The organism is Candidatus Ruminimicrobium bovinum (assembly GCF_902760015.1).
Lineage (GTDB): Bacteria > Elusimicrobiota > Endomicrobiia > Endomicrobiales > Endomicrobiaceae > Ruminimicrobium > Ruminimicrobium bovinum.
Genome location: NZ_CACWEU010000270.1, coordinates 1 through 5,542 on the forward strand (window position 1 = coordinate 1; position 5,542 = coordinate 5,542).

Consider the following 5,542-nt stretch of genomic DNA (forward strand, 5'->3'; position numbering starts at 1 on the left):
ATAGGTCATTGTTGCCATTGCCAGACACATGAATAAACCGATAAACTTTTTCATTTTCTTAAAATGTTATTTAATGTTAAACCTTTTCCTTTCTTCTCTTTTTTCTTTTCCTCCTTTAGCATCTTTCTCTCTCCCTTGGACAACCACCAGTGGTCTCTCTCCAACAGGACTATTTCATCCGCATTGCTGCAAAGCCATACAAACCCCATTGCTAAGAAGACACATATCATTCCTGGTATGATAAACCACCAGAACAATATTGATGCTATCAGATTAGCAAGAGTTATCTTGTTGTTGGCATAATACAGGAATACCAATGACACGAACGTGCCAACAATCCATGATACAACACATAATGTAATTTCAATAGCAGTCATATTATTATCCTTCCTTACTTTCTTTTATTGTTTTACCACACTCTGGACAGAACTTAACCTTACCAATGACATCACCAAATATGGTGTGCTCTCCAAGGTATACAAGTTGTCCAGATTCATTCATAAAAATCTTACGACCTTCTCTACCAATGGTTTTCTTTCCTTCACAAAACCTACACATATTATTTCTCCTTTAAAAATATGTCAACCATACTTCTCAGACCACGCTCAAGACGATAATCCTCATATCTCAACAGGGAGTCGATGGGATTCATATCCTCAGTACCCTCAAGGATGGTGTCATTAAGGATAGCCTCCTTGTACTCCTTCCAAGTCCAAGAGTTCTTGCCTGGCATCGGTGACATCACTGCGATGGTATTCTCACCATGCTTCTTTATTTCCTTTTCTACACTCTTGAGTAGAATCTTTTTTGCTTGTTCTCTGGTCATATTATTTTAATTTAATTTGTTAATCTTCATTCTTTTTTACAAACATTGCATTGTTTTTAGCTGCCCCATACCATAAAGCCAGCTTATAGCCCTTTCTTTCGTATTCTTTAGCCTCCACCCAATCAACCCTACCAACAACACTATCGTAGCCAATACAATTGAAAAGTTCTTCTAGGATTCTTATTTCAGCACTGCTTGATTGCGGATAGAATTTATTCTTTAATACATTACCATCATTGTCAACGATGCAAGAGCTACAGAAATATCCAGTTGGAAAGCTTCTAAGTACACTATACTCATCAAACTTATCCTTGTTTACAATGAACTTATATTCTGTAAATGGGTTAAATTGTAAGTCAGAAAAATGGTTCTCAACCATATCTTTAGGCAGTTCATAGTCGCATTCATCTAAATAAACACGGCTCTCTTCACACCCTACCCTGTTTGACCAAAACAGAGTCTCATATGTGCCGCACAATTTAAATGATTTCTCATCTTTATTAAAAGCCCAAACTAACATAATTCAATTATTTTTTTAATTCTATGCTGCAAAGATAACTAAAAAAATCGAGACTACCAAATATAGTCCCGATTTTTAACGTTTTTTAAATATTCTCCTCAACCTTGAAATAATATCCCTTAAGGCGATTTCTCTTTTGGTCAATCTTGCCACTAATCCATTTATACATAGATGTAACAGCAACATTATTTTGTCTAGCAGCCTCTCTAATAGACATATATGTGACTATAACATTATCATGTAAATCCAACTTTTTTACTAATACTCCAGCATGTGTCTCTGGAGACTTCCTTTTTTTCCTAGTGTTTGAGTTATTAACGTTTTCTAGTGGCGTTACTTCTCTAAGATTCTCTAATTTATTATTCAAGGGGTTAGAATCAATATGGTCAATTTGATTACCATCCTTTACTCTGCCATTAAAACTTTCATATACCAACTTATGAGTGTAATGTGTTTTGTGATTTCCGTTACTATCTATAAGTCCCAATGTGTAATATTGTCCATATTTGATACATTGTCTCATAAGATGCTTTCTTTTAACTCTCTTTACGTTTCTATTTTTTTCAATTAGCGTTCGTTCTTTAGCCATAACCCTTCCAAGATTAGATACAGAGTACAAATTCTCATACCCAATTGCATCAACCCATTTTTCTCCTGGTAAGTCATCAAAATCAAAGATAGGTGTTACACCAATAGCACCACATCTTGCAGATAATTTCGCACGAGTTTTATGATTGTTAAGCATATTCTCACGTATTGAGCCGCCTAATCTCAGATTAGATATTCTGTTGTTTCTAACATTATTATCTATATGGTCTATTGTATGAGTATATCCAGAAGGTAGTTTAATTTTATGAAAGCTTTCATATATCTTTCTGCTAGCAGAATAAAGTTTTCCCCCTAAACACACTGCACCTAAACGGTTTGCAAAACTAACACGTATTAGTCTGTCTCTAGCTTTTTCTCCATTCTTATTTTTAACACTTATATTCTTAAATCTACCTTCACTACTGCATTGATATTGCCCTTCAAACCCTAAGACATCTACCCACGTTTCTTCATCAAACTCAATAGAATCATTTTTCCATATGCCATTATTTTCTATAATATTTATATCACTAGTTGGGTTAGTGTATTCTTCTAATTCATCATTTATACATTTTGGACATTTATGAGAATTAAATCTTGGAAAATCTCTACTATTTGTTGTGAAATAATCGTTGTGTTTTTTGCAAAAAATTTTTATTAAGTTACTTTTATCGTGATACGAATTTTCATCAACCTCATATATATCACCATATTTTTCTGATACCAATTTACAGTAATCTTCATAAGACATTCTACGTTCTTGGGTGCTTTTTTCATTTCCACATTTAGGACAACCGTAGCCAGTATATAAATTACTTGGTTTTATGAACCAAGCACCGTGTTCAACACCATTACAATCCTTTTCATGGCATATAACTTTCATGTGAGTTCTACTATTAATATATTTAGCTTCTGAAAAATCATATTTAATGTTAGGAAAACGTTTATATAAACGCTCTAAAAATTTTACTTTAGTGCCACCTCTTGTTAGTTTAGAATTATTGTTACCTTTTTCCCTTCCACATTTAGGACAAGCGCAAACAGCATTATTTTTCAAGACGTTATGCGGGACGACTGCTATATCACCATGTTTAGAACAAGTCATTATTAACGGTGAATATGCGCCAGTATAGGCAGTTTTCTCAAAAGAAACTTCACCTGGAAATCTTTCTTCAACTTCTTTTATAAATTCTTCTGTTGTTTTATTTTGCATATGTTAAAAAACGTTTATATACGCAAAGATATATAAAATAATCGAGATAAACAAATTTTATCCCGATTATTTTTAATATTTTTTTAAAATTTTATCTAACAAATAGTCCAAGTGGTTTGTTCTTGAGTACCTTTATAAGGTTATCACTCATTTCAACCTGGTTCTTAATCAAATTCCAAGGAAGCATTCTCTCCAACCTTTCCTTCAACTCATTAAGCACCGTTTCCTTCTCTGACTTGCCCTGCTCAAGTAGCATATTGTAATCCATCTGCATTTCTGCCTCTGGAATCTTCACAGCACCACTGTACGTACCTCTTATGATACCAAGCAGTATCTTTGCTTCCGCAACAAGCAAACGTCTTATAATCTGTTGTGTTGGGTTGTTCATCAGCTCATACCTCATCTTATCAAGTGGCACTTGGTCTGGAGTGATGATAACGTCATCCTTATTCTCCAGCATACACTCATCGGTATTTCCAGTTCCAGACACATCATAATAATAATACCACACATAACACTTTGCATATCTGTTCCAACCCCAAACATCGTCTGCTGCTAAACCGCCAAATGATTGTGGTGAGCCTGGGGTTGAAAGAAGGTGTACAAGATGTGTCCCCTCTGGTCCTGCCGTTACCTTGTAAGCCAAGTCACCTCTAAGCAATGAATTCTTGTACTTCAAGTCAGCAGCCAACAGCGCAGTATCATAAACACTACCTACATAAAAACCTGTTAATCCTCCCATATAACCAACATTACCAATTTGAGAAAAACCTCCACCTATACCAGTATCCAATGCTCCAATATTACCAAACAATGCAGCTTTTGTTGTAGAAGGTGTGACATACATAACCCTATTTATTTCACGACCAGCTGGAATAACATATACTTGTTTACCTCTCTCAACTTGAAAAAAATCCTTCTTAAGTTCATAATGTCCTCTTTGTTGAAGACCGACTTCACGGCTAAACCAATATGAATAATCTCTACTCCAATCCATTGTACGTACTGTCATAGCATATGCTAATTCACTGGCATTTTCAAATTGTATATGGTCTTTACTTTGTACATTCAGCCATTGTGTTTCAATAACCCAATTCTGAACCTTTTCAGAATAGTCTCCTATTGCTACATCTAATAAGTCGCATAATTGTTCGTCCTCAAGCTGAACTGAACGTATAGGCGCACCCAAGAGTGTTCTAACAGTCCTAAACAAAGACTTAACATCTTCAGTTAATATCATAATTAAATATTTCTTTTAACAACTTATTCTTATTCTTATAAATATCTTCACCAGTTATGTTTTTGTATTTTGTGTAATATAAAAGTTTAACACCATTATCATTACACTGTTTTTTCTTTATTATGTCTCTTTTAACAATTGTATTATATTCGTCTTCTCCTCCAAAACGTTCAATTGGTTTATAATGCTGTTCACCTTGACATTCTATTGCAATATTGTAATCTGGCAAATAAAAATCCAATGATAAAGATTTATTTAGTTTTAACCAACTAAATTTCATTTGTCTTTTAAATTTCATATGATTCTTTTCCAAAAAAATAGCAACTTCTTTTTCTAATCTACTTTCATTACAAAATGGACATCCTTGTCCTTGAAGATGTTTCATAACACTTTGTTTGAATAAGCCGTGAATTGGACAAATAATAGTAATAAAACTTCTGTTATTTACATACTCTTCATTTATAAAAGGATATTGATATTTATCTCCATGTTTTTCCTTAAACTTATCAATCAATTCATTAATTTCAAATCTATATTTATCAGATAAACGTTCATATCTGCATTTAGGACATCCGCATTTTTTATGAATATGGTTATATGGAGTTTGTTTGAATATTCCATGTTTCTTACAAACAATATTCATTTCTTTATCTATACCAGTATATTCAGATATAGAATAGTCATATTCATCACCATGAACCTCTTTACACTTTTCTATAATAAATTCTTTTGTATGCTTTTTTGCATCAGATATATGTTTTCCCCTGCATTTACTGCAACCATGATGTCTATATATGTGATGCCTTGGGGATATTTCGAAATCTCCATGCATTTTACAAGTAACTGTAACATTTGTGCCCCAATTAACGAATATGGTTTTTGAATAATCATACTCATCACCATATATTTCAATAGCCCTATTTATAAAATTCTCTGTATTCATATTATTTATTACCTATATATAAATATTATCCGATTATTAAAAGATAATAAATATCGGAAAAAAATGGTGACTACCGTGAGTCACCATTATCCAAATCAATTACTTTAAATCCTTCCTCTTCCTTCTTCCATATCCTTTGGTTCTCTGAACCCCTAAAGGCTAAACTAAGATTCTTCTTGTCTTCCTCAAACTTACCATCGACTATGTAATCC

The 5,542-nt window shown here is 33.3% G+C and carries 7 protein-coding genes; all 7 read right to left on the bottom strand.

The genetic code is table 11. The features are described 5' to 3' along the window. Positions 1-50: 50 nt before the first annotated feature. Positions 51-377 (bottom strand): hypothetical protein, encoded by a 327-nt coding sequence (locus ACMUOV_RS08760; RefSeq protein ID WP_413854778.1) that lies wholly within the window; start codon positions 375-377, stop codon positions 51-53. A gap of 182 nt (positions 378-559) precedes the next feature. Beyond that, positions 560-826, bottom strand: coding sequence for a hypothetical protein (locus ACMUOV_RS08765; protein ID WP_413854779.1), 267 nt, complete (start codon positions 824-826; stop codon positions 560-562). Between the two features lie 19 nt (positions 827-845). After that, positions 846-1,346, bottom strand: a complete 501-nt coding sequence (locus ACMUOV_RS08770; RefSeq protein WP_413854780.1) for a hypothetical protein — start codon at positions 1,344-1,346, stop codon at positions 846-848. Between the two features lie 85 nt (positions 1,347-1,431). After that, the gene (locus ACMUOV_RS08775) at positions 1,432-3,147 is read right to left on the bottom strand and encodes an HNH endonuclease (protein ID WP_413854781.1); all 1,716 of its coding nucleotides are present in this window, start codon (positions 3,145-3,147) and stop codon (positions 1,432-1,434) included. A 91-nt stretch (positions 3,148-3,238) separates the two neighbouring features. Beyond that, positions 3,239-4,387, bottom strand: a complete 1,149-nt coding sequence (locus ACMUOV_RS08780; RefSeq protein ID WP_413854782.1) for a hypothetical protein — start codon at positions 4,385-4,387, stop codon at positions 3,239-3,241. Then, positions 4,374-5,330 carry a hypothetical protein gene (locus ACMUOV_RS08785; protein WP_413854783.1) on the bottom strand — a complete coding sequence of 319 codons (957 nt, stop codon included), beginning with the start codon at positions 5,328-5,330 and terminating at the stop codon, positions 4,374-4,376. Before ACMUOV_RS08785 ends, ACMUOV_RS08780 begins: the two co-directional genes overlap by 14 nt. 70 nt (positions 5,331-5,400) lie before the next feature. Then, positions 5,401-5,535 (bottom strand): 4Fe-4S cluster-binding domain-containing protein, encoded by a 135-nt coding sequence (locus tag ACMUOV_RS08790; RefSeq protein ID WP_413854784.1) that lies wholly within the window; start codon positions 5,533-5,535, stop codon positions 5,401-5,403. Between the last annotated feature and the right edge of the window lie 7 nt (positions 5,536-5,542).